Origin of the sequence: Candidatus Avelusimicrobium aviculae, from assembly GCF_949292495.1 — a bacterium.
Taxonomy (GTDB): domain Bacteria; phylum Elusimicrobiota; class Elusimicrobia; order Elusimicrobiales; family Elusimicrobiaceae; genus Avelusimicrobium; species Avelusimicrobium aviculae.
The window spans coordinates 1-24,430 of sequence record NZ_CASEZB010000018.1 but is presented as its reverse complement, the minus strand read 5'-3'; the positions used below and the strand labels follow the sequence as shown (position 1 = coordinate 24,430).

Genomic DNA, 24,430 nt, shown 5'->3' with positions numbered 1-24,430 from the left:
AAGAAAATCTTTCCGAGTGAAAACGCCAAATCAATGCAATGTGTTGGCGTATTATATGAAAAGCCGCTTTGTAAAAAGCGGCTCTTATTTTCATTTTTACACCAATTTTCCACCCATTTTCACTGTCAGCGTTCAGTCAGCGTTGATTTCCCCGTTTTACAAAGAAAAAAACTTTTAGGGAAACATAAGATAAACTTCTATACGCTATACTAAATGCCGAACATAGTCAAAATAGGAATTTTTAGGCTTATTGGCTAAATAATTTTTTAGCTGTTCTTTGGAAATAAATCCTTTCTGCAGGGCAATTTCTTCCGGGCAGGCAATTTCTATCCCTTGGTTTAGCTGCATACTATGCACAAAATTAGCCGCCTGCAGCAATGTTTCATGCGTTCCGGTATCCAACCAGGCGAATCCGCGCTCCAAACGGGCCACCTGCAATTTTTGGTCCGCCAAGTACATTTTGTTTAAATCCGTTATTTCCAGCTCTCCGCGGGCGGAAGGTTTTAGCTGTTTGGCATACTGTACCACTTGATTATCATAAAAATATAAGCCCGTTACGGCAAAGTTACTTTTGGGGTGGGCGGGTTTCTCTTCTAAAGAAACGGCCTGGCCTTTTGCGTCAAATTCCACAATGCCAAAGCGTTCCGGTTCGCTGGTTTCATAAGCAAATACGGTAGCGCCGTTCACATGTTGGGACACCTGGCCCAGCAAATGCTCAAAGCCGCTGCCGTAAAAGATATTGTCCCCCAATATCAAAGCGCACTCCTCCCCCCCGATAAAATCTTCTCCCAGCAAAAAAGCGTCGGCAATGCCTTTTTTAATGTACTGTATTTGATAACTAAAATGCATACCCCACTGGGTGCCGTCCCCCAGGAGTTTTTGGAAATTAGCGTCATCTTCCGGGTTGGTAATAATCAAAATATCTTTAATCCCCGCCATCATCAGCACCGATAAAGGGTAATAAATCATCGGTTTATTATAAATTGGGAGCAAAATCTTGGAAATAGGCAAAGAAGCCGGGTACAACCGCGTGCCCGCCCCGCCTGCTAGTATAATGCCTTTCATACTTTTGCCTCCTCTTTTTCTTGTTTTTTAAACTGCATGGAATAGAGGGAATAATACGCTCCATGGAGCTTTAACAATTCCTCGTGCGTGCCTTGCTCGGCTATTTTTCCGTCGTTAATCACCACAATTTTGTCCGCGTTTTGAATGGTGCTTAAACGGTGGGCAATAACAATTACCGTACGGTTCTTCATCAGGTTATCCAACGCTTCCTGCACCACTTTTTCTGACTTGTTATCCAACGCGCTGGTGGCCTCGTCCAAAATAACAATAGGGGCGTTTTTAACAAACGCGCGGGCAATGGCCAAGCGCTGTTTTTGGCCTCCGGACAGCAAAATACCGCGCTCCCCTATCTGCGTATCCAGTTTTTGGGGCAGACCTTTTACAAACTCGTCCAAGCAGGAATTTTTAAGCGCTTGCCAAATGGTGTCTTCATCGGCGTGGCCGTTGCCCAAAAGTACATTTTCCCGTATGGTGCCGGAAAATAAAAAATTATCCTGAAACACCATGGCAATATGTTTGCGAAGGGATTTTTGGGATATGTTGCGTATGTCCGCCCCGTCAATTTTAATGGCGCCTTTTTTAATGTCATACAAACGGGGCAGAAGGGAGGAAATGGTCGTTTTTCCCCCGCCGGAATTGCCCACCAAAGCCACCGTGCTTCCCACCGGGATTTCCAAATTAATGTCATGCAATACTTCCCGTCCGGGGGTATAGCCAAAGTGAACATGCTCAAAAACAATATTTTTAGTTACTGCTGTCAACTCTTTGGATTGGGCGGCGTCCTGAATGGTAGGCCGTAAATCCAAAATATCAAAAATACGGTCAATAGCCAAGAAAGACTGCTGCATGGAAATATAATTATTCCCCACGGATTTAAGCGGCGTATACAACATCATTAACGCCGCAATAAAAGCCACAAAGTTACCGCTGGTAATGGTTCCGCTAACGATAAGATAGCTCCCATATCCGATAACAAAGGCAATCCCGATAGACATAATGATATGCATTAAAGGGGAAAGCCAGTTCGTCCCTTTCACCAGTTTCATCGCCAGGGCAAAACGCATATCGGTTAAATCTTTAAACCGGCCCTTAAACTCGTCTTCCAACGTAAAAGAACGAATGGTCTTATTGCCGGCGAATGTTTCATTATAAATGGTCATTACATAAGAAAGATTCCCCACGGTTTTAGTCATAATTTCTTTCATTTTTTTACGCACAACCGCCATAGGATACACAAAAAATATCAATACGGCAATGGCAATAAACGCTAATTGCCAGGAATTGTAAAACAAAACAAATATTAAAGAAAGGGAAGAAAACGTTTTGGATAAAAACTGTTTTAAATTGTCTATTAAACCGTTGGAGGCGGTTTCGGCATCGTTGGAATAGCGCATTAAAATAGTGCCGGAATTATTCCTGTCAAAATAAGAGGTATCCATAGACAGAAGTTTATCATACAGTTTGCGTTTAACCCCAATGGTGATTTTATTGGCAACCCAGGTATTAAAATAGTTGGAAGCGTAAATCAACACCCCCTGCACCACCGTAAAACCAACAATTAAAAAAGGAATCATGGAAGAGAAATGCGGCTGTTTGTCTACCATTACCTTATCCATAAACGGCTTTAAAAACATGGCCACAACCCCGTCCAGCGCCCCAACGGGCAGCGTTAACGCCACGCCTAGGCACGCCCTAAACCAATACGGCTTAATATAGGGCCACATCCGAAGAAAATTCTTAACCAATGCGTTTTGTGTAATAACTTTTTTAGTTTGTATGTTCATAAAATATATATCTTAAATTTTGTCCTTTAAAATATGGAAGCAGCGCGTATCCCAACGGGAGCGATTATTATTTAGCGATTGCCCCTCCAGAAGATATATTTTCCCAGGCAGCCGCTTGCTTTCCTTAGTTTACTAAGAGATGCTCCCCGTTAACGTTTTCTCTTTCTTCCTACGGAATAACACGTAAAATCCCATTCAGCCGCCTCTTTGGACGGAAGCATATTGCGCAAGTCAAAAATAACTTTTCTTTTCATTAATTTTTCCAATTTAGAAAAGTCCGGAGCGGAAAATTCCGGCCATTCCGTTAAAATAGCCAAAACATCAGCCCCTTTCACCGCGCTGTACATATCTTGGGCATAATGTATTTTATCCCCCACCAGGGCCTTTGCCGTATCCATGGCTTTTGGGTCATACGCCGTAATAGCAATATTTTTATTAATCAATTCCGAAATAATATCCATTGCAGGGCTTTGACGGCAGTCGTCCGTTCCGTTCTTAAACGCCAGCCCCCATACCCCCACCTTAGGGCGGGGAATATCTTTAACGGCCTGCCATATACGCTCCGCCATGTCTTTCTTCCGCTTTTTATTTCCGGAAATGGTGGTTTCAATCAGCTCCATACAAACGCCGTATTTCTGGGCCATACGCGCCATAGCCAACGTATCTTTGGGGAAGCAGCTTCCGCCAAACCCAATACCGGCATTTAAAAAGCGGTTGCCAATGCGCGTATCCAGCCCCATACCCTTAGCCACTTCCGCCACATCCGCCCCGGATGCTTCGCAAAAGTTGGCAATTTCATTAATATAATGAATCTTCATGGCTAAAAAAGCATTGGAAGCGTATTTGATGGTTTCACTGGACTTGCGGGAAACGATAAGCAGCGGTGTTTTTTCTTTAAACGGTTCATAAAGTTTATTAAGCAAGTTAATGGCCCGCTTGGAAGTGGTTCCCACAATAATCCGGTCCGGGTTGAAAAAATCCTGCAAGGCAAAACCTTCCCGCAAAAACTCCGGCAGGGAAACCACGTCAAAATCCGCTTTTGGGTTTTTAGAAGCAATAATTTTTTCTACCGCGTCCCCGGTACCCACCGGAACGGTGGATTTATTGGCCACTACGGTATAACCCGTCAAATAATCCGCCAATTCCTCCGCCGCGGCATAAATATAACGCAAATCCGCTTCCTGCGTTACCGGATCCGGGGGCGTTCCCACCGCTAAAATGACCAGATCCGCCTCATGTACCGCCTCTTTCATGGAGGTGGTGAAATGCAAACGGCCTTTTTGCGTATTGGCTTTAAATAAATCTTCCAAGCCATTTTCATAAAGGGTTAATTGCCCTTTTTTCAAGGCGGCAATTTTCGCTTTGTTATTATCCACACATACCACGTTATGCCCCAGCTCGGCAAAGCCGACGCCGCTGGGCAACCCTACATAGCCCGTACCTATAATTGCTATTTTCATTGTTTAGTTTTCCTTGTGCTTAAGACAAAATTTTCTATTAAATAGAGTATAGTATCTTTTATTTCTTTACGCTGGATATTTTATATTTTCCCCATCGGCTATCCAATACGCCTAAATGAGAGTTCCCTGTAATTTCCTTATAAATACTGAACAAACTCACACGATTTGCTGAAAATAAGGAATTGAGACTTTAACGCACTGCGCTGCTGCGTGGCAAAAACAATGCCCTGGGCCGTTAATTTGGCTTTAGTTTGGGCAATGGTGTTTTGTTCGCCCGGGCGTTCCGCGTCATCAAAAATAATGATGAAATCTTCCGCCAGGTTGTGCGGAATTAAATCCACCACGTTGGAACGCGGAAAATTCTTTCCGCCGCCCACAGGTCCGTCCACAATAATTAAATTGTATTTTGTGCCGCCGCAAACGCCAGAGATGTTTTTATATTTATCGTTTGGTTTCCCGTCATAATCAAAATACTCCAAGTCCAAGTGATGCACTTTTATATTGCCGGATTTGGGCAGTTCCGGCGTGTAAATATCAATCCAATCTTGGTTATGTTCGCACACATCCAGCGTGGCGGAAGGGTTTTTATAGGCAATATATTGGGTAGTCAGGCGCGTGGTTTGCCCCAAGCCCATTTCCAAAATATGCTGAGGCGATACTTTATCCAAAATACGGAACAAAGTATAAATAAAGCTATAATTGGCGGCCCAGCCATACAAGGCAAAGCTTCTGTCCTTCAACCAAGGGCTGTGTTTGGTACTGTCATGCAACAGGTCCGCAAAGTTGAGTTCCCGGTATTGCTGCAAACTTTTATCTTGGATTGTACGCAGTTGTTTTTTAATGTCTTCTTGTTCGGTTTTGTGATTTTTTTGCAAGGTTTCTAACGAACCGACAATGTGCCCCGCCTGGGAAGAGGCTTCTTGCTGCTGTTGCCGCAACGAACCGGATACGGCGTTTAATAATCGCGCCTGCTCCTGGGAAGCCCCCGTTATTTGAGACACTAAACGCTCCGCCGTCTGCTGCAACTGCTCCGGATTCACCACATTTAAGCCCTTTAGATGTTGCAATGCAGACTGGCCGGATACCAACAACTCCCGCATGCCGGCTAATTGCTTTTCCTGCATTTGCGCGGCTGACTGCATTTGTTGGGCCAGTTTATCGGCCGATTGCTGCACATGCTCCGTCTTGGCTACGTCCACCCCTTTTAAATACTGAAGAGTAGCCTGGCCGGATAGCAACAACTCCTGCATACCGGCTAATTGCTTTTCTTGTATTTGCGCGGCTGACTGCATTTGCTGGGCCAGTTTATCGGCCGCCTGCTGAAGTTGTTTGGTTTTGGCAACATCTAAGTTTCTTAAATATCTCAGATCAGTTTGTGTATCAGCAATGAACTTAGAAAGCAAATGCCGTATTTCTTGATGATGCTTCTTTTGCCTTTTAATTTCTACGGACACAATAGCCGCCAGACGGTTTACTTTACGTTCCGTTACCAGCTGGGATAAAAGCGTTTCCTGCGCGTTTTCGAGTTGTTTGTTTAAAGTGGGAAACGTCTCATACGTTTGTTTAAGCCAAAGCTTGGCTTGTTGCAGTTCCCGATTGACAGCATTTATCTGTTGAGATAAGGCCGTATTTTGTTGTTCCAGCTTGTCATTGCGGCGCGCTGCCGTATGTACAGCTTGCAGAATGGCTTGCTGGTTTTGTTGCAAAACTTGCAATATTTCCTGTTGCCTGTTTTTAAACTCCAGCTTTAGGCCTAATACATACACTGTTGTTTTTGCACCTGTTTGGGTAATGCTAAACAAACGGGAAGGCTTTTTAGGCGCCGGTTTTACAAACATGGAACAAGATTTAAGAAGTGAAGAGATATTTTTTTTAATATATTCATTGTTTGAAAATAATTTGAATATAGTGTCTTTTAACTCTTCTCTTGAATATTTGTGCGGTTGTTGTTCAATTTCCACAAGCACCGTCTGCCCGTCTTTTACAGGCATTTCATAACGGAAGGGCTTATCGTGCCAGACTTCAATAGGAGCAGACGAGATCTCTTTGCCGTCAATTTTGATAGATTTATAATCAACCCAAAGAGGAACAATAGCCTTTTTATAACATTTATATTGTCCTCTAAAGGAGAGTGTAAGAATTCCATTCTGAATGGCTTTAATTTCGATTTGTAAATTCCTTTTATGCGATTCAACGACTTGTCCTTTCCCTTGTGCATTTGAAAACCAAGATGGTTTAGAAAGCTGTCCTGCTGATTTGATTTCTACCTCATTATTTTCATTTCCGACATTTTTAATATCCACACGCATAGCAGACAATTGAGCAATTACTTGAGGATTAGGATATTTCACTTTTTGAGATTCAAGATAAATTTTTTTGCACAAATAATATGGGAAGAGTATATAAGGTTTGAGTTGGCTTCTTCTGGGTAATTTATAATACTCTCCCGTTTCTATATTATAAGCCAATTCCGGTAATTTAATCATATTACCTAATTTTAAATCTTCTTTTTCAGGATTAAATAAGCCAATGCCGCTCATGGAGGTGAAAGTCATCTCTCCAAAATAGATATGGTCATTAATTAAATAAAAATCTACCCGAACCAAAGAAAATTCTTTAGACAAAATTTCTGCAAAATGAATCATATCCGCCAATTTTTGCGGTTTTTCAACTGGGGTTTCCAAACGCGGCCACTTGACGGTGATATTTAATTCATTCCAATTGCGGTCATAAATTTTTCTTTTATGATTGGGTGTTCCGCTGTAGACATCCAACCAGATTTGTTTCACATCTCCATAACTGCAGAAGAAACGATAATCATACAGAGCCGAGGCCATTTCTTCTATATATTTTTCAATAATGATTTTGGGTACGATATTTCTATAATGCAGTTCAAATCCCCATAACGTAGAATAATCGGTAGCCATCCATTTGTCAATTTTTTCTTTGGCTTCAGCTAAATTAAGTTGGCTTTTGTCTTTAACAATAATATTCCAACCTGAACCATGGTTGCATTTTATGACAAACTGATTGGGTAATTTATCAAAGTCAATATCGTCAAATTTATCATATACCCCAATTAGAGGAATCAGATATTGCTCACCAATTTTTTCTTTAATCCACTCCCGCACGAGGTATTTATCCGCCAGACGCGTTTTAAGCGGCGTAGAGTCATATAGTTTAAGCCATTGGATTTTTTCGTTGAACGTACGAGGATGATCCAAGTTAAGATATCTCCCGGTCATATTTAAAAACCAAGACTGTAGTTGTTTTGCATCATTTCGTTTTTGTTCGCGTTTATAATTCAATTTGCAGTATTTCTTCCATTCTAAAGTGTATTTATCATCATTAAAATTCCATGGCTTACGGTTGGAAGAGTAATGCACAATATTGGGATTTTTCGAAGCCATCTTATAAGCTTCCCTACAATAAAGAGGCACGGGAACCCCAGAGATTTCAAATGCCCATTGATAATTCCATTTGGCATCTAAATATAAAACGTTATCCTTACATATAATATTCAACAGATCTTGATCCGGGAATTTTAAATTCTGTTTTACTTTTAAAAGATCTAAACACTTCTGTTTCAAATGCAGTTCATTGAATTTTTTATTATTTATTATTAGAACCCCTGAATTAAAATATTTTTCCACACTTACATCTAATATATCTTTGATATATTTCTGAGATTGAAAAACAGGATTAATCACAGCGCCTACGACATAATTGCTAATATCAATCTCATACAATTTACTTATATCGTTTCTTACGAGGATATCACAGTCTAAATATATTACTTTATCAAATTGTTTTAGTAACTCCGGAATTAATATACGATAATACATTTCTTTAGAATAATGGGCTGTGGTATATAAAACGTTAGAGCTGATCATTTGAGCAAGATTCAACTTAATAGTCTCTATACTTACATTGGGGGTTGCCAAATTTTCAAGCATGGAAATATCCGCAATATCTAGTTCCGTATGCAAAACAAATATTGCATATTTTTTATGCTTGTCCGCTTTATCAATGAGACTTTTGATAGCAACAGAACAAGGAATACTATAGTTTTTATTTGTAGCATATACAATAGGTATAATTTTTTGCTGCATGTTTCCTGTTAACACAGATTCCACTTCTTTCTGTTCAGTAGCACCTAGATAATTTAAAAAATTATACTTTTCCAAATCAGATTGATATAGCGATTGCAACATATTGATAAATAAGGATTTATCTTTAGGAGAGATTCTATTGTTATAAAAATACATTAATGACCAGTGTCTTCTCCTGAAATAGATATCCTGTGTTAATTCCCACACCTCAGGATGTTTTCTTAAATGTTCTCCTATAAACGCATATTCATCCAACATAATATTGGGTTTAGCGTAAGAATTCATGGAAGAATTAGTATTATCTTGACGATACATATAAAAAGCAACTGGCAGGAAATAGATCCGTGAAGCATAAAATGTGGTTAATGCCCAAAAACCAATATCTTGGTGTGAAGCACCCGGTGTTTCATTGAATACAATCTGATATCGCCTGAGAAAGGATGTTTTAAATAATCCTGTTGGATTTACCGTAAAACCTAAAATATTTTTATCTTTTGCCATCGATAATACTTTTTCATAGAAATTCTTAGGCATAATTGATATATATTTCTCACTGGTATTGGAAAAAGCAATATAATCTGATTTGATAACATCTAAATCTAATTCTTTAGCTTTTTTATACAAAGTTTCATACATTTCCGGTTTAATAAAATCATCCGGCTCTACAATCCCTATATATTCCCCAGTAGCCAACTCCATACCGCAGTTCATGGCGTGCCCATAGCCTGCGTTTGGTTTATCTATACATTTAATTCGTTTATCTTTGGCTGTATATTCTTTTATAATTTGTAAAGAATTATCTGTAGAGCCGTCATTTACACAAATAATTTCAATATCCTTTAAGGTCTGATTGATAATGCTATTAAGAGCATGTTTTAAATATTTTTCGGCATTATATATAGGCAAAATAACGGAAACTTTTGCAGGGTTCAGCGTTTTAAAATACTGCAATTTAGCCATTTGGAGGCAAATAGCCATTATTTCCTTTTTAACGTCTAATATTCGCTTTGTATCATATAGAGATATAGTCGCCTTATATTCTTTCTTTATTCTCATTAAAGTTAAATCAAATAATTTTGTTAAAGCATACTCCTTAGCGATTAATAAATCATCGCGTAATCCACTTAACAAGTGAAATACTTTTTCCTCAGTCCAGTTAATTGCTTTATGCGCCCAACGATAGGCATATACATATTGATGCAGAGCATAGAACTTTCCTGCTTTTGTAAAAGCTTCTACCATGAAAGGAGGATCCTGAAAACGCCGATAATTGGGAAAATCTATTTGGTTCTTTACAATAAATTTTCTGTTGTATATATAACGTTGGAAACCATAATCATATTGAAAATCTTTATAGCTGTACAGTTGATCTTTAGGGAAAAACTCTAAAGGCTCTTTTTTCTCTATTTTTTTCTTTCTTTTTTCATCGTAAACTATTAATGATCCCCCACATATATTTACGTTATGGGCTATAGCTGCGTCATACATCGTGGCTAAAACCGATAAATCTGGGTAAAAATCATCGGGGTCCATAAAAGCGATAAATTCTCCTTTAGCATTTTGTATCCCCTCATTTCTAGAAAATCCCACGCCTTTATTTTCACGGCTGATAACGGTTATGCGTTTATCTTTGGCCGCATATTCTTTTAATATTTCCAAGGAATTGTCCGTAGAACCGTCATCCACGCAGATGATTTCTATCTCTTTTAAAGTTTGGTTGATTACGCTGTCTAAACATTCGCGCAGGTATTCAGCCACATTATAAACAGGAATAATTACGCTTACTTTGGGTGTATAACTGACATTATTTTGCACCACCACATTAGCCGCCTGGCCCGCGGTTTGGACCGGCTGAGGCTGGAGTTTAGCTTTAGCCTTTTTGGTTCTGTTTACAATCGTTTTAGTGTTTTTTATTCCATGTTTATTTTTATTTTTTTTCATATGCGGTTTTATCTCTTATTTTTGATTATATTGAAGGTTTCAAATGCGTTGGCAATGGTGCGGTTCATGTCATAATAGCGGTAGGCCCCCAAGCGCCCAATAAAATAGGTGTTTGGCATTTTTTGGGCGTCAGCGGCATAACGGTTATAAATAGCCTGATTTGCCTCATTTAAAATGGGGTAAATGCGGTCATTTTTTCCCACTTCAAAATTTTCCGGATATTCAAAAGACAGGGTGGTTTTATCCGATTTTTCATTCAGAAAATATTTATATTCGGCGATACGTGTAAAATCATAATTTTCCGGATAATTTACCACCGGCGCATTCTGGAATTTATCCGTATCAAAAGTTTCAATTTTAATATCCAAACTTCTGTAAGGCAGCTTGCCGTATTTGTAGCCGAAAAATTCCTCTATAGGCCCGGTATATATCAAACGTTCCCAAGCAACCGTTTCTTTTATATTTAAGAAATCCGTTTCCAGCTTTACTTCAATCAATGGATGATTCAGCATGTTTTCAAACATTTTAGTATACCCTAGCCGCGGTATGGCTTGGTATTTCTCCTGAAAATAGCGGTCATCACGGCTGATATACACTGGAACCGACCCCGTTACGGACGGATCTAATTGTTCCGGGGTGTAATCCCATTGTTTTAACGTATATCCTAAAAAAACCTTGTTATAAATATATTCAGCCAAGAATTGTAAATCTTTATCTTCCGTACGGCGCAGCTCCAAAATGGGAATCTTTTTATTAAACCCAAACGTTTGGATGAGCTTATTTTCCAATGTATTAGCCAACTGTGTTGGAAACACCTTGCGCAAAGAATTAAGGTTAAAAGGAATTGGTATTTCTATCCCATCCACCACCCCCAACACTTTATGCATAAAAGGATACCATTGCGTATATTGAGATAAAAACTGCCATATTTCTTTAGAATTGGTTCTAAAAATATGGGGGCCATATTTATGCACGGTAATGCCATATTCGTTTTTATAATCGTAACAAGTACCCGCCAAATGATTTTTTCTATCTACAACAAGCACCGTTTCATTAAGCTCATTAGCCAATTTATTAGCCATTACAGCCCCTGCCAAACCGCAACCAACTACTATATTTTTATATTTTTTCATTGTGTTATCTCTTTCTTTCAAAAAATTTTACGGTTTCCTGTATGCCGCACGCAAAATTGGTTTTGTTCTCAAAACCCAATAACTGTTTTGCTTTTTGGTTGGATAAAATACTTTTGTAAATATCCCCCAGGCGCGAAGCGCTATGCACTACGCTCCCCGTATATCCCGCCGCCGCAGATATAATGGTGCGGGCTACCTGATTAATGGTAATTTCAGTTTGGGAAGATATATTGATCGTTTCCCCAGAAACCTCAGAAAGCACCGCCTTGCAATTAGCGTCCGCCACATCTTGTACGTATACAAAATCTCTTGTTTGATTTCCGTCCCCATGGATGTAAATAGGTTTATTGTGGGAAATCGCGTCGGTAAAAATGGCTATCACGCCGGCTTCGCCCGTGCTGTCTTGCCGGGGGCCGTATACGTTAGCATAACGGAAAATAATATACTTTAAGCCGGACCATTTCACGTACTCTTCCATCGTATGCTTAGAAATAGCGTAAGGGGAAAGACAGCAAGTAGGGTGCCGCTCATCCACCGGGAAGTACTGCGGGTTAGCGTATAACGCGGCGGAAGACGATACCACCAGCTTTTGGATTTGGTATTTTTTAGCCAGCTCAATCACCCGGATAGACGCTAGTATATTGTTTTGGGCGTCTTCCTCCGGGTTTTGGTTAGAAAAAGAAACCGACGGCTGCGCCGCCAAATGGATGATTTTATCAATAGCATTTTCTTTAAAAACAGACTCAAAAGAAAAATCATTTATATCCATCTGATAGTATCGTGCCTTTGGGTTGGGATAAAGAGGCGCCTTTTTGTCTACCACCACCACCTCAAGACCCAAAGAAATTAAGCTATCCACCGTATGCGAGCCAATAAATCCGCTTCCGCCTGTTACCAATACTTTCATTTATTTATCCTTGTATACGTCTTTTTGTTAAAATTTTCGCGCAAATATACGCCGTTTGATAGGGGCCTTCCCATACAAAAGAAGGAATTTTTTCCCTAACAGATTTAAATAAAGCCACCCTGCCTTTAAAGCCCACCTGTCTTAAGTAATACTGTATATTGGTTTTAAGCCGCTCCTGAACGATATGCCGCTGGCTTTCGCTTAATGGATAGCTAAGCATTTGAGCATATATGCCGGGCAGTTCTTGGCAGTCCCGCAGGGAAAGCGGCCGGCGGCAGGCGCTTCCTTCCTGCACGCGGTAATAATAATACGCCTCATCCGTCCAGCCAATCCGCCGGGCCAACAAAACGGCCGGAATAGAAAATGCTAAATCTTGCGAATGTTTGCTGTTGGCATTTTTAATTTGATATTCTTGAACAAAATTCCTCAAAAACAGTTTAGACCACACATGCGCCGCTGTAAATACCAGCTGTTTTTTAAATCGTTCCGTGTCTTCAAATACCGGGGTGGACACGGCTTGTTCCTGCGTCCCCCTTATTTCTTTCCTGCATACCGCACAGCAAACTTCGGCATTTTGCTCTTTGGCTTTATCATACAATTTTTCAAAATAATCTTTATCCACCCAATCGTCCGCATCCACAAAGCCCAAGTACTCCCCTTGCGCCGCCGCTATGCCCGCGTTGCGCGCCGCGCCGGAGCCCTGATTGGCTTGATTAATCAGCCTAAAACGTTTATCAGACTGGGCAAAATGATTAATAAGCGTTAAACTCTCATCGGTGGAACCGTCATTTACACATATAATTTCTATATCAGGCAACGTCTGGTTTTGCAAGCTTTGCAAACATGGTTTCAAATAAGCTTGCTGATTATAAACCGGAACAATAACGGATACTTTGCTTGCCCTCATATTCCCAAAACCTATCTTCCTTGGCGCAGTTGTTCCACTTCCGCTTCTAAACGCTCCACCTCTTGCTGCAATTCAATGGGATATAACAGAATTTGCCTGATTTTTTCTTTAAAACTGGCAGAACGTCCGCGGCGTTTTGTTTTTTTGCCTTTAATTTCCGCGTATCTGTCCTCAAACTGGCCATACCTTTCCCAATGCAAAAGAGGATTCATATTGGCTTGGGCTACGTCCGGGTACATTTCCAAATATTGTCTCCCGTCAAAATACGGGGTGCAAGGGCGGTTTTCCTTCCAGCCGTGTATTAAATAATGCATAATGGGGTCTTCCCCCGCCGCCTTTACATCGGGATTGTGCTCCAAATACCACTGCGCGTCAAACAAGGGGGAGCGGGCTATGGCTTTATAATCCTTTGTCTTTTTATAACCGTATTTAAGGCGTTTTTCGGCATATTTCTCTTTAGAAATAAGGCGCAGCCCCCGTAATAATTTATACGCATAATATTTAAACATACAGAAACCTCTTTTAATTTACTTTTTTGTAATATACTGGAATTTTACATATTTTGATAATCTGGTGGCGGGAACGGGTAATATTGTTGCTGTAAAAAAAGTTAATCACCCGTTGAAACTTAGCTATGCTTTCAAACCACCTGTTTTTATCAAAGCCTTCCACTTTATAACCTTGCGCGGCAACTATACAGCCTAACACCCGCTCAAAAACATGGGCCAGCGTACCATCCTGCGCGGAAACATCCGTCACCGGAAAGTCCCCCATTGTAAAACATCGTTTTATAGGCTCCAACAAGCTGGCGCGCGTTAAAAACATCGTTCCCGCGGCAAACGTAATTTTCTCCGGCGTTGGGAGGCCCATTTTATCCATTACCGGATTAATTTGCTCTCTTAAATACTCCGAACACCCCGGCTCAGACGTGATTAAATACCGGGAAGACAACATGCCCAATTGGGGCCGCTGTTCAAAAGCGGCCGCATTACGGCGCCATATTTCTTGCGTCCCCAGCAAAGCGTCAAACAAAAGCTGTACCCAACGTTTTTTAGTGATATACCGGCCGTTAATCCAGGTTTTTTGCAGGCCGGACTTGCTTTTGGTATGTATTTTTAACACCAAATCATATTGAGATAAATCTACCCTATGCAAAAAATCCACAAACGGGCCGATGTCATATCCCCGGTTTTCCGTACGCCAAATAACAGCCTGCGGCTGGAACTTTCTTATTTCTTTCACTAAAGAAGCGTTCTCTTGCGTAAGCGTTACATACAAATGGTATGGATGGGCCCCCATATTTTGTAAATACCGCTGTATTTCGGGCCACCGGTTTGTATAATGCAAATGTAAATGTATGGCTGTTGGCTTCATTTTTTCAAATACCACGCTACCGTTTTGCGTATGCCTGATTCAAAATTCTCCTGCGCTTTCCACCCCAGTTCCGTTTCCAGTTTAGCCGCGTCTATGGCATAGCGGCGGTCATGCCCGGCCCGGTCTTTCACAAAAGTCACCAGCTCTTTGTAAGATTGGCCTTTTTTAGAAGGGGCCAACTCATCTAGCAAACCGCACACCGTATCCGCTATTTGCAAATTATTGCGTTCGTTGCGGCCGCCTATATTATATGTCTCCCCCGCGCGGCCTTTCTGCCACACAAGCGCCACGGCTTTGCAATGATCTGACACATACAGCCAGTCCCGCACGTTTTTACCGTCCCCATAGATAGGGATAGGCTGCCCGGCCAGGGCGTTGCGGATAATGGTGGGGATTAATTTTTCCGCATGTTGTTTAGGCCCGTAATTGTTGGAACAATTACTGATGGTTATATTCATGCCATACGTATGATAATAGGCGCGGGCCAAAAAATCGCTGGAGGCTTTAGAGGCGGAATACGGGGAATTAGGCGCATAAGGGGTATTTTCCGAAAATAAACCCGTCTCCCCTAAAGAGCCGTATACCTCATCCGTGGAAACATGATGGAAGCGGCATCCCTCATACCCGGGTTTTGCCTGGCCGGGGGAACTCATCCAATGTTTGCGGGCGGCTTCCAGCAGGGTGAAAGTTCCCTCTATGTTCGTCTTAATAAACGGCAATGGCCCGGCGATGGAATTATCCACGTGGGATTCCGCCGCAAAATGAAAAACGCCGCCAATATCGTATTGGGCAAACAGGCCGTTTACCAACCCCGCGTCGCAAATATCCCCATGAACAAAAGTATAACGGGGATTTTTTTCACTTTCTTTTAAATTGTCCAAATTCCCGGCATAAGTCAGCTTATCTAAGTTGATCAGGTGGTACTGTGGAAAAACATTTAAAAAATAAGAAATAAAATTAGAACCAATAAATCCGGCTCCGCCGGTCACTAAAATATATTTTGCAGGCATTTAAAGCCCCTCTATATCCGTTTAAAAGACATCATTTATATATAGTAATTCAACCACAATATTTCTATAACCATACCAAATATATATTATCGCATAAAGCAAGGGGGTTTGCAATCGTGCATTTCAGCCTCAGCGCCTTAAGAACAAACAAAAAAATTTTGAATAATTAAGGCTTTTCTTTGGTTGTTAATAAAATCAAAATTTGCCATAATGTATAGAAAGTATCTCAGTAGGGTTGGCCTTTGGTAAGTAACGGGAGATGAGATTACATGCCACAAATCAGCGTACTGGTACCTGTATACAATGCCGAACGATTTTTATCCGCTTGCCTAGACAGCATCTTAACGCAAACTTATAAAGATTTTGAGCTTATTTGTGTAGACGACGCTTCTACCGACAGCAGTTTACAAATTCTTCAAACATACGCCCAGCGGGACCCGCGCGTGCGCATTATCACGCAGTCCGTTAACCAGGGGGTGGCCCAAACCCGCAACATCTTGTTAAGCAGCGCCACAGGCAAATACATCGCTTTTGTGGACGCCGATGACATTATTCTACCCGCTTATTTGGAAACATTGTATAAAACGGCGCAAGAAAACGACGCGGACCTTGTACGCTGCCTGTTTTTATGTGAAAACATAAAAACCGGCAACAGAACCCCCTGTGAGAAAAAGTTTAAAGGGTTTTTAAGAGACGTCCCTGCCCCCACCCGCAAGGCCCACCTGCAAGCCGCCATAGACGACACCCAGGTATGGCTAAAATTAATTAAAAATTCACTGATACAAGAAAATAAGCTTTCTTTTCGCCCGCATTCCATTGCGGAAGATTTCCCTTTTGAAATTCTTCTTTATCAATATGCCGCTAAAATTGCCTTTGTTCCAGAGCATTTATACGTTTACCGTATGGGGAACAACCTTTCTTTATCAGCCAATCCCGCCCCCCGTGCATACAGCACGTTAGGCAATATGATTTTTCTGTGTCAGGACTTGCCCCACCGCCAATTAGCGGAACCGTTATTTTATAACCGTATTGTCAACCTGACTTTAAAAGCGGTAAAAAGAATGCGCAAATATTCTTTTCCCCCTTCGTATGAAACCGGGAAACTGTGCCGGCGGGCTTTTGAAACCATTCAAAAAAACATTTCTTACTGCAGCCCGATAAAAAGAAAAAAGGTAAAAATGATTTGCCGTTTTTCTAAATTTATCAAAGACGAAAATTTACCCTATTATGCGCTCTATTTTACCAACTGGTTTAAATAAAACCATAAAATAGCGCTGTATAAGGAGAAAGCATGAAAGGCATTATTTTAGCGGGAGGAACCGGCAGCCGTTTATATCCAGCCACATTTGCCGTTTCCAAACAGCTTATTCCCGTTTATGATAAACCCATGATTTTTTATCCGCTGTCCGTATTAATGCTGGCCGGCATACGCGATATTTTACTTATATCCACTCCCAAGGACCTTCCCCTCTATAAAGCCCTCTTAGGCACCGGGGAAGATTACGGCATACGTCTATCTTACGCGGAACAACCCAAGCCGGAAGGGCTGGCCCAAGCTTTTATTTTAGGGGAGAAATTCATCGCAAAAGACAATGTATGCCTTATTTTAGGGGATAATATTTTTTATGGGCGGGACTTAAAAAAATTACTCACCGAAGCGGCCTCCCAACCCAGCGGAGCGACCGTGTTTGCTTATCACGTTAAAAACCCTTCCGCTTACGGCATCGTGCAAGTAGATAAAAACAACCAAGCCGTCTCCATAGAAGAAAAACCGTTACAACCCAAATCAAATTGGGCGGTAACCGGGCTTTATTTTTATGACAACCGGGTGGTGGACATTGCCAAAAATTTAACTCCTTCTCCCCGCGGGGAATTAGAAATTACAGACGTCAACGACTGGTATTTAAAACACGGGGAACTGTCCGTACAATTAATGGGGCGCGGCATGGCCTGGCTGGATACGGGCACCCATGCCGATTTAATCAAAGCCTCCATATTCATTGAAGCGTTAGAAAACCGCCAGGGGCTAAAAATCGCCTGTTTGGAAGGAATCGCTTACAGAAACGGCTGGATAGACGCCAAACACCTGGCCCGCCGCGCCCAACTGATGAAAAACACGGAATACGGCGCTTACCTATCCAATATACCCGAGGACGAAAAAAATGGATTTTTCTAATACCCCTATTGCCGGGCTTTTGATTTTAACCCCTGCGGTTTTTACGGATAACCGGGGATATTTTTTTGAATCGTACAATAAACGCACTTGCGAAGAGATAGGTCTCCAAGCCGATTTTGTACAGGATAATGAATCTTTTTCCGCTCAAAATACATTACGCGGGCTGCATTTTCAAAAACCTCCGTTTGCGCAGGCCAAGTTGGTGCGCGTATTGGAAGGAGCCGTTTGGGACGTAGCCGTGGATTTACGCCGCAGCAGCCCCACCTTTGGCCAGTGGTTTGGGGTGGAACTCAGCGCCGAGAACAAAAAACAATTTTTTATTCCGCGCGGTTTCGCCCACGGGTTTAGCGTATTAACGCCTGCGGCAAAATTCGCTTATAAATGCGATAACTTTTACAACAAAGCGGCCGAGGGCTCCATCCGTTTTGATGACCCGGAACTGAATATAGACTGGAAAATCAGCCCATCTAAAGCCGTTTTATCAGCCAAAGATTTAAAAAGCGGCTCCTTTGCCGCCTATAAGGAAAACCCATGCTTTTAATCACCGGCGCTAACGGGCAATTAGGGCGCTGCCTGCGGGACATTCTGCCGCGGGGGGAGGCCCTGTATACGGACGCGGCTGACTTGGATATTACCCAGGAAGCCGCCGTTTTGTCTTACGGACAGGATAAATCCTTCAGCGCCATTATCAACTGCGCCGCTTATACCAACGTAGACCAGGCGGAAGCCGAACCGGAACCCGCCCGCCGAATCAACGCTTGCGGGCCGGCCAATTTGGCCAAGCTGGCCGCGGCCCAAAATATTCCGCTTATTCATCTATCTACCGATTACGTGTTTGACGGCTCCGTCAACACGCCGCTAAGCGAAACCGCCCCCACCCGCCCTTTAAACGTATACGGCAAAACCAAACAGGAAGGGGAACAAGCCGTTTTGCAATACGCCCGCACCGCCGTTGTTTTGCGCACGGCGTGGCTGTACAGCCCGTACGGAAAAAATTTTGTAAAAACAATACTTAAGCTGGGGAAGGAAAGGCCGGAAATTAACGTGGTGTTTGACCAAATAGGCACCCCCACCTATGCCGGGCACTTGGCGCAGGCCATTATAGAGATTCTGCCTCAAATAAAAGCCGGCAGCAAAGAAATTTATCACTTTACGGACGATGGAGTCTGCTCCTGGTATGATTTGGCTTGGTACGTATTGAAAAAAGCCGACATTTCGTGCTGCGTGCGCCCGGTTTTGTCCTCCCAGTACCCCACTAAGGCCGCGCGTCCGGCTTTTTGCGTCTTAAATAAAAGCAAAATAACCCAAACATTTGGCCTGTCTTTAAAACATTGGACACAAGGGGTAGAAAGCTGTTTAAACAAACTAACAGAATAAACAACGCCATAAACGGAAAAGTACTATGCTTTTTTATCTAAAATTCAAAAGGGAACTGCTCCGCTTATTCAAACCCCTGCTGCCGGCGGAGTTTTTTACCCGGCAAATGCGGCAGGCCACACAGCAGGCCGCCCAATGGGAAGCCCGCCCCACTGGCCGCTGCCAGGCGCAGGGGCTTTTTATCGCCCCCCAATTCGCCCCCGCCCCGCGGCCGATAGACATTTTAATCCCGGTATATAACGGGTATTCCTATATAACCCCTTGTTTGCAAAGCATCCTGCAGCATACCGATTTGCCTTTTCACATTTATCTGGCTGATGACGGCAGCCCAGACCCGCAAGTGGCAACGCTTTTACAAGCGTGGAAAGAAAAATTCCCCGAAAAAATAACCCTTTTTATTAATCAACAAAACAAAGGTTTTTCCAAAACGGCCAATCAATTGATATCCGCCTCCCAAAACGATTTTGTCCTTTTAAACATGGATACCGAGGTTCCCCCCGCTTGGGCCTCCCGCTTGTTTTACCCTATATTTACGAATGATAAAGTGGCCTCCTGCGGCCCGTGGACCAATTCCGGCAGTTCCCAAAATTTCTTTTTTGCCCACCAAGAAACCACGCTGGACGTCCCCTTGGCGGATATGGATAAGGCCGTGCGGGACTTCTCGCCCGATTTGCCCATTTACCTGCCGGCCACCGCGGGTTTTTGTATGGCGGTAAGCCGCCAAGCGCTAAAACAAATCGGCCCCTTAGACGAGGTTTACGGCCGCGGCTACTATGAAGAGACGGACTGGTGCTTCCGCGCCGCCAAAGCCGGCTTTGCGCACCGTTTAAGCGCCAATGTATTTGTATATCACAAAGGAAAAATCAGCTTTGGGCAGGAAAATTACAACCAGTTAATGAAACAAAACAGAAAAATCTTTTTAAAACGCTACCCTTTTGGGGAAAAAGCCATCCGCACCTGCCGCAAAAACCCACTGTTTCAGTTAATCAGTTTTGTGGTGCTGGGCAGATATTTGGCGTTAAAATACCCCGGGTTCCCCAAAAACGTCCCTAACGGGCCCAAAGCCCGGCAGGAAAAGGACTGTTACACCATTTCTTTGCAGGCGTTTTCCGCCAGCGTATACCAAAAACAAAATCCTTTTCCGTTTTTTACAAATTACAAAAAATAAGCGGTTTTCCTACGGGGACTGCGGTTGGTTTTCGCCCTGCCTTTTAGAGCTGGCAAATGTAAAATTTTACCCCAAATACGGCCCCGGCCTTATGCGGGGGCGCTGGCAATAAAGCATTATCTTTATTTTTTTCCCCCCGCTAAAAATGCCGCCAGCGTATACAGTGGGCGGATATCCAAACACGCCGCGGCGCGGCAACCAGTGGCGTTTTCTTAAAAAAGAAACGGGAAAAGCAAAAACCAGTTTTCCGCTTTTCCCGTTAGAAGATAAAAATTATTGTTATTTGCTGCGCAAAATGTAATAGGAAGCCAAATCCCCGGTAATGGGTTGTTTGTCCGCATCCAGCATAGAGGCGGTACCCTCGCCCAGGTGGAAATAGCGCACATCATTATCTTGCGTGGTTAACGTCAGTAAATCCTGCTGTATGGTAAACGTACCCGTTTGCGTAAAGGAAGTATCTCTTTCTAAATATTCTTCCTGCAGCTGAAAGGTCCCGTTGGTATACAAAGTAAGCGTAGTTTTAATGCCGGGGCAGTCCGCCGCGGGCAAAACACCCTCGTATACTACTTGAATGGGAGCCGTTTCCCCCGTTTCCTGCGGGTTGCCTGCGGGCTGGGTTTGCTGGGGCTGCGCTTGCGGCTCCAATAGTCCGTCCTGCGCTTCTTGATCCAACGTGCCAAACCACACCAAACCGCCGGCTAATAAAATCACCAGTACTACCCAAATCATTTTTTTCATAAAATCTCCTTGTTCCATCTTTTTTATTATTCTAACAAAAACAGTTAAGCGGCCGGAACAGCAAACACGGTGCGTTTAAGCACTTTAATATAAAGGACGGTTCCCGCCACAAGGGCCAACAACAAACAAGCGGCCGTAACGTTTAGGCCCGCCGCCTGCAAAAAAGCCCCCTCCAGCCAGGAAACCGCCATTAACGCCGCCCAGGAAACCAGCGTCACCAAACTGCCTATGGTGGTGCGGTCCTTAGAAGCATCAAACACCTTGGGTATAAACAGCAGCAACAGCATATTATATACGCGGTCCGTCATGGCAAACAGACCGATAAACGCAATGGCCCACCACAAAGGCAATACCCCCCACGCAAACGCGCCAAACGCCGCGGCGTTGCCCGCCACAGACAGATAAAATAATTTTTTAGGGCCTATCCTTAACAAAAACGGCACCACAAAATTTATCAGCGTTTCACAAACGCCAATAGCCATAAGCGGGCGGGCAATTTCCAATGTATCTAAATGATAATGCCCGATAAACCACAGCCCCAGCATAGAGTAAAACCCAAAATAACACAGCCGGTTAACAAACATGGCGGCAAAAAAGGTTTTCAGGCGCGGGGTACCCCAGGCCAAGCGGTAACGCGCCAAAACAGCTTTTGGCGTAAAAGGAACTTTCTGCCCCGCGTCCTGGGGGGCCGCCCATAAAAAAGCCAAACAAAAAACAGCCGTCAATAAACCTAAAACGGCAAAGGACCAACGCCAGCTGATGTATTTCCCGCCGTACATCACCAGCGGCACCCCGGCCGCCACCGCCATGGGGCGCGCCGCCGTAAGAACGGTAATCATGGGGGTGTAAAAACGGCGGTCTATGCTTTCGTAGGCAAGCCACCACAAAATGGTGCTGAAAATACCCGCCCCCAACCCAAACACAAAACGCACCACCAAAGACCAGGCAAATACAGGGGTAGCCACAAACGCCCATACACCGCCCGCCATCATAAGCAGGCTGATCCATACCGCCCGGCTTACCCGCACGCTTTTAATAAACTGCGGCCCCACAAAAAGCCCGGCCACTATCCCCGCCGTGCAGGAACTGATAAGCCAAAGCACATTTTCCGCCGCTACGCCAAAAAAGGCCCTCAGCCATTCCACCAGAGGCGAGATGGCATGGTCCACCGTGCTGAAAGCAAATACCACAATAAACGAGGCGGCAACCAACGTCCACCCTTTTACAAGAGAGATGTCTTTCATTTATTTTTCCGCAATAACGGTGGACATAAAACACGCCGGGCTGGCTATTTTTAAAATATGAAACCCGGTAAACAGCAAATGGTGGCTCAGTTGTGCCAAATCACAAGGCAGTTCCTGATACATGGTGGTGTAGAAAGCGTCCCTAAAATCCGGCCAGTTGACGCCGTAATAAATGGCGGCGTCTTTTTCCACCAAGGGGCGGTTTTCATCCCGGCGGTGAAGGGCAAAAGTTAAAATCATGTCTTCAATAATTAAAATGCCGCCCGGTTTGAGCCAGTGGTAAATTTTATCTATCAGCAGGCCCTTTTCGTCATTGGTCAGGTGGTGTATGGCCTTGCGGATGGAAACTTTCGTAAAACTGTTATCCGGGAAATTAACTTCCTGCAGCGTTTGTTTAATTAAGGAAGCGCCTTTCACCCCTTTCAACGCGGCGCGGGCGGCGTGTAATTGTTCGTCGGAAATATCCACCCCGGTTACACGCGCCCCCTGCTGGGCGGCTATGGCAAGCAGCGTGCCGTCCCCGCAGCCCAGGTCCAACACGTGGTCCGCCTTTTCAAAACCAAATAAAGCGGCGTAGCCTTCCAAACTGCCGCGCATATTTTGGTTATACCATTGGGCCAATTCTTTTTCCCGCCAATCCGTAGTGGTTCCGCCTTTCATATACAAATACCTCTCTCAACTCAGAATAATTTATTATACTATTTTACCCCTCGGGCTTCCTCTGCTATAATCTATTTATGGATACTGTCCTCAAAAAACGCCTAATCGCCTTGGCGGACCCCAAATACCGGAAGTTCAGCTCCGCTTTATTGCCCGGATTAAAAACGCCCATGCTGGGTGTGCGCCTGCCGTCCTTGCGCAAACTGGCCAAAGAGCTGGCCCGCCAACACGGCAAAGAAGCCTTAAATTTGCTTACGGATGAAACATTTGAGGAGCGTATGCTGCAAGGCATGATTATAGGGGCGTTAAAACCGGAGCCGGAAACGGTGTTTCCGCTGATAAAACAGTTCATCCCCAAAATAAATTGCTGGAGCGTGTGCGACAGCTTTTGCACCAGTCTGAAAATCGCCCAACGCCATCCACAGGAAACCTGGGCCTTGCTGGCCCCCTATTTTAAAGACAGGCGGGAATATTATTTCCGTTTTGCCGCGGTAACCGCCTTGGCGCATTTTACCCAAGGCCCTTTTGCCAAAGAGCTGTTTCCTTTGCTAAATGCCAGCCGGGCAAACGGTTTTTACGCCAAAATGGCCGTTGCCTGGGCGCTTAGCGTGTTATGCGCCCGAATGCCAAAAGAAACTCTTTCTTTTCTAAGAAACAACAAATTAGACGCCTTTACCCACAACAAAGCCATACAAAAAATAAACGAATCCTTCCGTATTTCCCAAGATGTCAAAAAGCAAGCCAAGGCGCTAAAACGCCCGGCGGCCTAACTGTTTTGTTCCCACGCCAAAAGCCATTGTTTTTTATCTATGCCGCCGGCATACCCGGTTAATTTACCCGCCGCGCCCACCACCCGGTGGCAGGGGATAACAATACCCCACGGGTTTACATGGCAAGCATGGCCCACCGCGCGGGCCGCTTTGGGCCTCCCAACAGCGGCGGCTATTTGCGCGTAGGTACGCGTTTGCCCATACGGGATGCGGCTTAACTGCCTCCATACCGCTTGCTGAAAGGGCGTACCGGCAAGGGCCAAAGGCAAATCAAAAAGGGGACGCTTCCCCTCAAAATAAGCTTTTAGCTGGCGCGCGGACCGGCTTCCCACAAAGGAAACTTCCCCTTGGGGTTGTTGGGGTGCCGGCGTAAAATGAACAGAAAGAAGAAACTTTCCGTCATCCTCTATCTTCAGCCAGCCGCACGGTGTACGTAAATAACAAACATTAGACATTATTTTAAAATATGAAACTCCCCGGGCTTACGCCCGGGGTTTCTTTCTATACGAACAATTTCATTGTTCGCCCCAAATCTTCTTTTCCCTGCATATCTATATATTTTCGTATTTGTTCTTCGTTTATCCCTACCGTGGATACAAAGTAT

General features: G+C 43.6%; 20 protein-coding genes. 6 read left to right on the top strand and 14 right to left on the bottom strand.

The window, feature by feature from the left end; translation table 11 throughout:
• Nucleotides 1-204: 204 nt before the first annotated feature.
• The 10 genes from rfbA (ACQY33_RS04500) to rfbB form a co-directional block, all read right to left on the bottom strand.
• Nucleotides 205-1,065 (bottom strand): glucose-1-phosphate thymidylyltransferase RfbA, encoded by an 861-nt coding sequence (gene rfbA / locus ACQY33_RS04500; protein ID WP_428074360.1) that lies wholly within the window; start codon nucleotides 1,063-1,065, stop codon nucleotides 205-207.
• Complete coding sequence (locus ACQY33_RS04495) at nucleotides 1,062-2,849, bottom strand: ABC transporter ATP-binding protein (RefSeq protein ID WP_428074358.1); 1,788 nt, start codon at nucleotides 2,847-2,849, stop codon at nucleotides 1,062-1,064. Before ACQY33_RS04495 ends, rfbA (ACQY33_RS04500) begins: the two co-directional genes overlap by 4 nt.
• A 149-nt stretch (nucleotides 2,850-2,998) precedes the next feature.
• A complete protein-coding gene (locus tag ACQY33_RS04490) occupies nucleotides 2,999-4,309 on the bottom strand; it encodes a UDP-glucose dehydrogenase family protein (RefSeq protein WP_428074356.1) in 1,311 nt (436 codons plus the stop codon).
• Between the two features lie 137 nt (nucleotides 4,310-4,446).
• Nucleotides 4,447-10,362 (bottom strand): glycosyltransferase, encoded by a 5,916-nt coding sequence (locus ACQY33_RS04485; RefSeq protein WP_428074354.1) that lies wholly within the window; start codon nucleotides 10,360-10,362, stop codon nucleotides 4,447-4,449.
• 8 nt (nucleotides 10,363-10,370) lie between these two features.
• Nucleotides 10,371-11,495: a UDP-galactopyranose mutase gene (gene glf, locus ACQY33_RS04480; protein WP_428074352.1), complete on the bottom strand. Its 1,125-nt coding sequence runs from the start codon at nucleotides 11,493-11,495 to the stop codon at nucleotides 10,371-10,373.
• A 4-nt stretch (nucleotides 11,496-11,499) separates the two neighbouring features.
• Nucleotides 11,500-12,402: an NAD-dependent epimerase/dehydratase family protein gene (locus ACQY33_RS04475; protein WP_428074350.1), complete on the bottom strand. Its 903-nt coding sequence runs from the start codon at nucleotides 12,400-12,402 to the stop codon at nucleotides 11,500-11,502.
• Nucleotides 12,403-12,406: 4 nt separating this feature from the next.
• Nucleotides 12,407-13,309, bottom strand: coding sequence for a glycosyltransferase (locus ACQY33_RS04470; protein ID WP_428074348.1), 903 nt, complete (start codon nucleotides 13,307-13,309; stop codon nucleotides 12,407-12,409).
• Between the two features lie 11 nt (nucleotides 13,310-13,320).
• On the bottom strand, nucleotides 13,321-13,818 hold the full coding sequence (locus ACQY33_RS04465) for a hypothetical protein (protein ID WP_428074346.1): 498 nt from the start codon (nucleotides 13,816-13,818) through the stop codon (nucleotides 13,321-13,323).
• Between the two features lie 13 nt (nucleotides 13,819-13,831).
• The gene (locus ACQY33_RS04460) at nucleotides 13,832-14,683 is read right to left on the bottom strand and encodes a rhamnan synthesis F family protein (protein ID WP_428074344.1); all 852 of its coding nucleotides are present in this window, start codon (nucleotides 14,681-14,683) and stop codon (nucleotides 13,832-13,834) included.
• Nucleotides 14,680-15,693, bottom strand: coding sequence for a dTDP-glucose 4,6-dehydratase (gene rfbB / locus ACQY33_RS04455; RefSeq protein ID WP_428074342.1), 1,014 nt, complete (start codon nucleotides 15,691-15,693; stop codon nucleotides 14,680-14,682). The genes ACQY33_RS04460 and rfbB overlap by 4 nt, the downstream gene beginning before the upstream one ends.
• A gap of 269 nt (nucleotides 15,694-15,962) precedes the next feature.
• Between rfbB and ACQY33_RS04450 the strand changes: the two genes are divergently transcribed.
• From ACQY33_RS04450 to ACQY33_RS04430, 5 genes are read left to right on the top strand one after another with little or no spacing between them, the layout of a single operon-like run.
• Nucleotides 15,963-16,952 carry a glycosyltransferase family 2 protein gene (locus tag ACQY33_RS04450; RefSeq protein WP_428074340.1) on the top strand — a complete coding sequence of 330 codons (990 nt, stop codon included), beginning with the start codon at nucleotides 15,963-15,965 and terminating at the stop codon, nucleotides 16,950-16,952.
• A 32-nt stretch (nucleotides 16,953-16,984) separates the two neighbouring features.
• Nucleotides 16,985-17,869 carry a glucose-1-phosphate thymidylyltransferase RfbA gene (rfbA, locus tag ACQY33_RS04445; protein WP_428074338.1) on the top strand — a complete coding sequence of 295 codons (885 nt, stop codon included), beginning with the start codon at nucleotides 16,985-16,987 and terminating at the stop codon, nucleotides 17,867-17,869.
• Nucleotides 17,856-18,410, top strand: a complete 555-nt coding sequence (rfbC, locus tag ACQY33_RS04440) for a dTDP-4-dehydrorhamnose 3,5-epimerase (RefSeq protein WP_428074336.1) — start codon at nucleotides 17,856-17,858, stop codon at nucleotides 18,408-18,410. The genes rfbA (ACQY33_RS04445) and rfbC overlap by 14 nt, the downstream gene beginning before the upstream one ends.
• On the top strand, nucleotides 18,401-19,246 hold the full coding sequence (rfbD, locus tag ACQY33_RS04435) for a dTDP-4-dehydrorhamnose reductase (protein ID WP_428074334.1): 846 nt from the start codon (nucleotides 18,401-18,403) through the stop codon (nucleotides 19,244-19,246). The genes rfbC and rfbD overlap by 10 nt, the downstream gene beginning before the upstream one ends.
• A 25-nt stretch (nucleotides 19,247-19,271) precedes the next feature.
• Nucleotides 19,272-20,414, top strand: a complete 1,143-nt coding sequence (locus tag ACQY33_RS04430) for a glycosyltransferase family 2 protein (protein ID WP_428074332.1) — start codon at nucleotides 19,272-19,274, stop codon at nucleotides 20,412-20,414.
• A gap of 279 nt (nucleotides 20,415-20,693) precedes the next feature.
• On the opposite strand, the gene ACQY33_RS04425 is transcribed toward ACQY33_RS04430, so the two are convergent.
• From ACQY33_RS04425 to ACQY33_RS04415, 3 genes are read right to left on the bottom strand one after another with little or no spacing between them, the layout of a single operon-like run.
• Nucleotides 20,694-21,152: a copper resistance protein NlpE gene (locus ACQY33_RS04425; RefSeq protein ID WP_428074330.1), complete on the bottom strand. Its 459-nt coding sequence runs from the start codon at nucleotides 21,150-21,152 to the stop codon at nucleotides 20,694-20,696.
• A gap of 44 nt (nucleotides 21,153-21,196) precedes the next feature.
• Complete coding sequence (locus ACQY33_RS04420) at nucleotides 21,197-22,396, bottom strand: MFS transporter (protein ID WP_428074328.1); 1,200 nt, start codon at nucleotides 22,394-22,396, stop codon at nucleotides 21,197-21,199.
• Nucleotides 22,397-23,056, bottom strand: a complete 660-nt coding sequence (locus ACQY33_RS04415; protein ID WP_428074326.1) for a class I SAM-dependent methyltransferase — start codon at nucleotides 23,054-23,056, stop codon at nucleotides 22,397-22,399.
• A gap of 77 nt (nucleotides 23,057-23,133) precedes the next feature.
• Here ACQY33_RS04415 and ACQY33_RS04410 point away from each other — a divergent pair, with 77 nt between their 5' ends.
• Nucleotides 23,134-23,826 (top strand): DNA alkylation repair protein, encoded by a 693-nt coding sequence (locus ACQY33_RS04410; RefSeq protein ID WP_428074324.1) that lies wholly within the window; start codon nucleotides 23,134-23,136, stop codon nucleotides 23,824-23,826.
• Here the strand turns inward: ACQY33_RS04410 and ACQY33_RS04405 are convergent.
• Entirely contained in the window at nucleotides 23,823-24,281 is a 459-nt protein-coding gene (locus tag ACQY33_RS04405) for a methylated-DNA--[protein]-cysteine S-methyltransferase (protein ID WP_428074321.1), read from the bottom strand. The two genes, ACQY33_RS04410 and ACQY33_RS04405, sit on opposite strands and share 4 nt — an antisense overlap.
• Nucleotides 24,282-24,430 lie beyond the last annotated feature (149 nt).

What these genes read in the sequence shown, in the direction of transcription:
- ACQY33_RS04495 (WP_428074358.1), bottom strand. Translation starts at nt 2,849, where the DNA reads ATGAACATACAAACTAAAAAAGTTATTACACAAAACGCATTGGTTAAG.
- rfbA (WP_428074360.1), bottom strand. Translation starts at nt 1,065, where the DNA reads ATGAAAGGCATTATACTAGCAGGCGGGGCGGGCACGCGGTTGTACCCG.
- ACQY33_RS04490 (WP_428074356.1), bottom strand. Translation starts at nt 4,309, where the DNA reads ATGAAAATAGCAATTATAGGTACGGGCTATGTAGGGTTGCCCAGCGGC.
- ACQY33_RS04420 (WP_428074328.1), bottom strand. Translation starts at nt 22,396, where the DNA reads ATGAAAGACATCTCTCTTGTAAAAGGGTGGACGTTGGTTGCCGCCTCG.
- rfbC (WP_428074336.1), top strand. Translation starts at nt 17,856, where the DNA reads ATGGATTTTTCTAATACCCCTATTGCCGGGCTTTTGATTTTAACCCCT.
- rfbB (WP_428074342.1), bottom strand. Translation starts at nt 15,693, where the DNA reads ATGCCTGCAAAATATATTTTAGTGACCGGCGGAGCCGGATTTATTGGT.
- ACQY33_RS04485 (WP_428074354.1), bottom strand. Translation starts at nt 10,362, where the DNA reads ATGAAAAAAAATAAAAATAAACATGGAATAAAAAACACTAAAACGATT.
- rfbA (WP_428074338.1), top strand. Translation starts at nt 16,985, where the DNA reads ATGAAAGGCATTATTTTAGCGGGAGGAACCGGCAGCCGTTTATATCCA.
- ACQY33_RS04410 (WP_428074324.1), top strand. Translation starts at nt 23,134, where the DNA reads ATGGATACTGTCCTCAAAAAACGCCTAATCGCCTTGGCGGACCCCAAA.
- ACQY33_RS04430 (WP_428074332.1), top strand. Translation starts at nt 19,272, where the DNA reads ATGCTTTTTTATCTAAAATTCAAAAGGGAACTGCTCCGCTTATTCAAA.
- ACQY33_RS04405 (WP_428074321.1), bottom strand. Translation starts at nt 24,281, where the DNA reads ATGTCTAATGTTTGTTATTTACGTACACCGTGCGGCTGGCTGAAGATA.
- glf (WP_428074352.1), bottom strand. Translation starts at nt 11,495, where the DNA reads ATGAAAAAATATAAAAATATAGTAGTTGGTTGCGGTTTGGCAGGGGCT.
- ACQY33_RS04450 (WP_428074340.1), top strand. Translation starts at nt 15,963, where the DNA reads ATGCCACAAATCAGCGTACTGGTACCTGTATACAATGCCGAACGATTT.
- ACQY33_RS04465 (WP_428074346.1), bottom strand. Translation starts at nt 13,818, where the DNA reads ATGTTTAAATATTATGCGTATAAATTATTACGGGGGCTGCGCCTTATT.
- ACQY33_RS04415 (WP_428074326.1), bottom strand. Translation starts at nt 23,056, where the DNA reads ATGAAAGGCGGAACCACTACGGATTGGCGGGAAAAAGAATTGGCCCAA.
- ACQY33_RS04475 (WP_428074350.1), bottom strand. Translation starts at nt 12,402, where the DNA reads ATGAAAGTATTGGTAACAGGCGGAAGCGGATTTATTGGCTCGCATACG.
- ACQY33_RS04460 (WP_428074344.1), bottom strand. Translation starts at nt 14,683, where the DNA reads ATGAAGCCAACAGCCATACATTTACATTTGCATTATACAAACCGGTGG.
- ACQY33_RS04425 (WP_428074330.1), bottom strand. Translation starts at nt 21,152, where the DNA reads ATGAAAAAAATGATTTGGGTAGTACTGGTGATTTTATTAGCCGGCGGT.
- ACQY33_RS04470 (WP_428074348.1), bottom strand. Translation starts at nt 13,309, where the DNA reads ATGAGGGCAAGCAAAGTATCCGTTATTGTTCCGGTTTATAATCAGCAA.
- rfbD (WP_428074334.1), top strand. Translation starts at nt 18,401, where the DNA reads ATGCTTTTAATCACCGGCGCTAACGGGCAATTAGGGCGCTGCCTGCGG.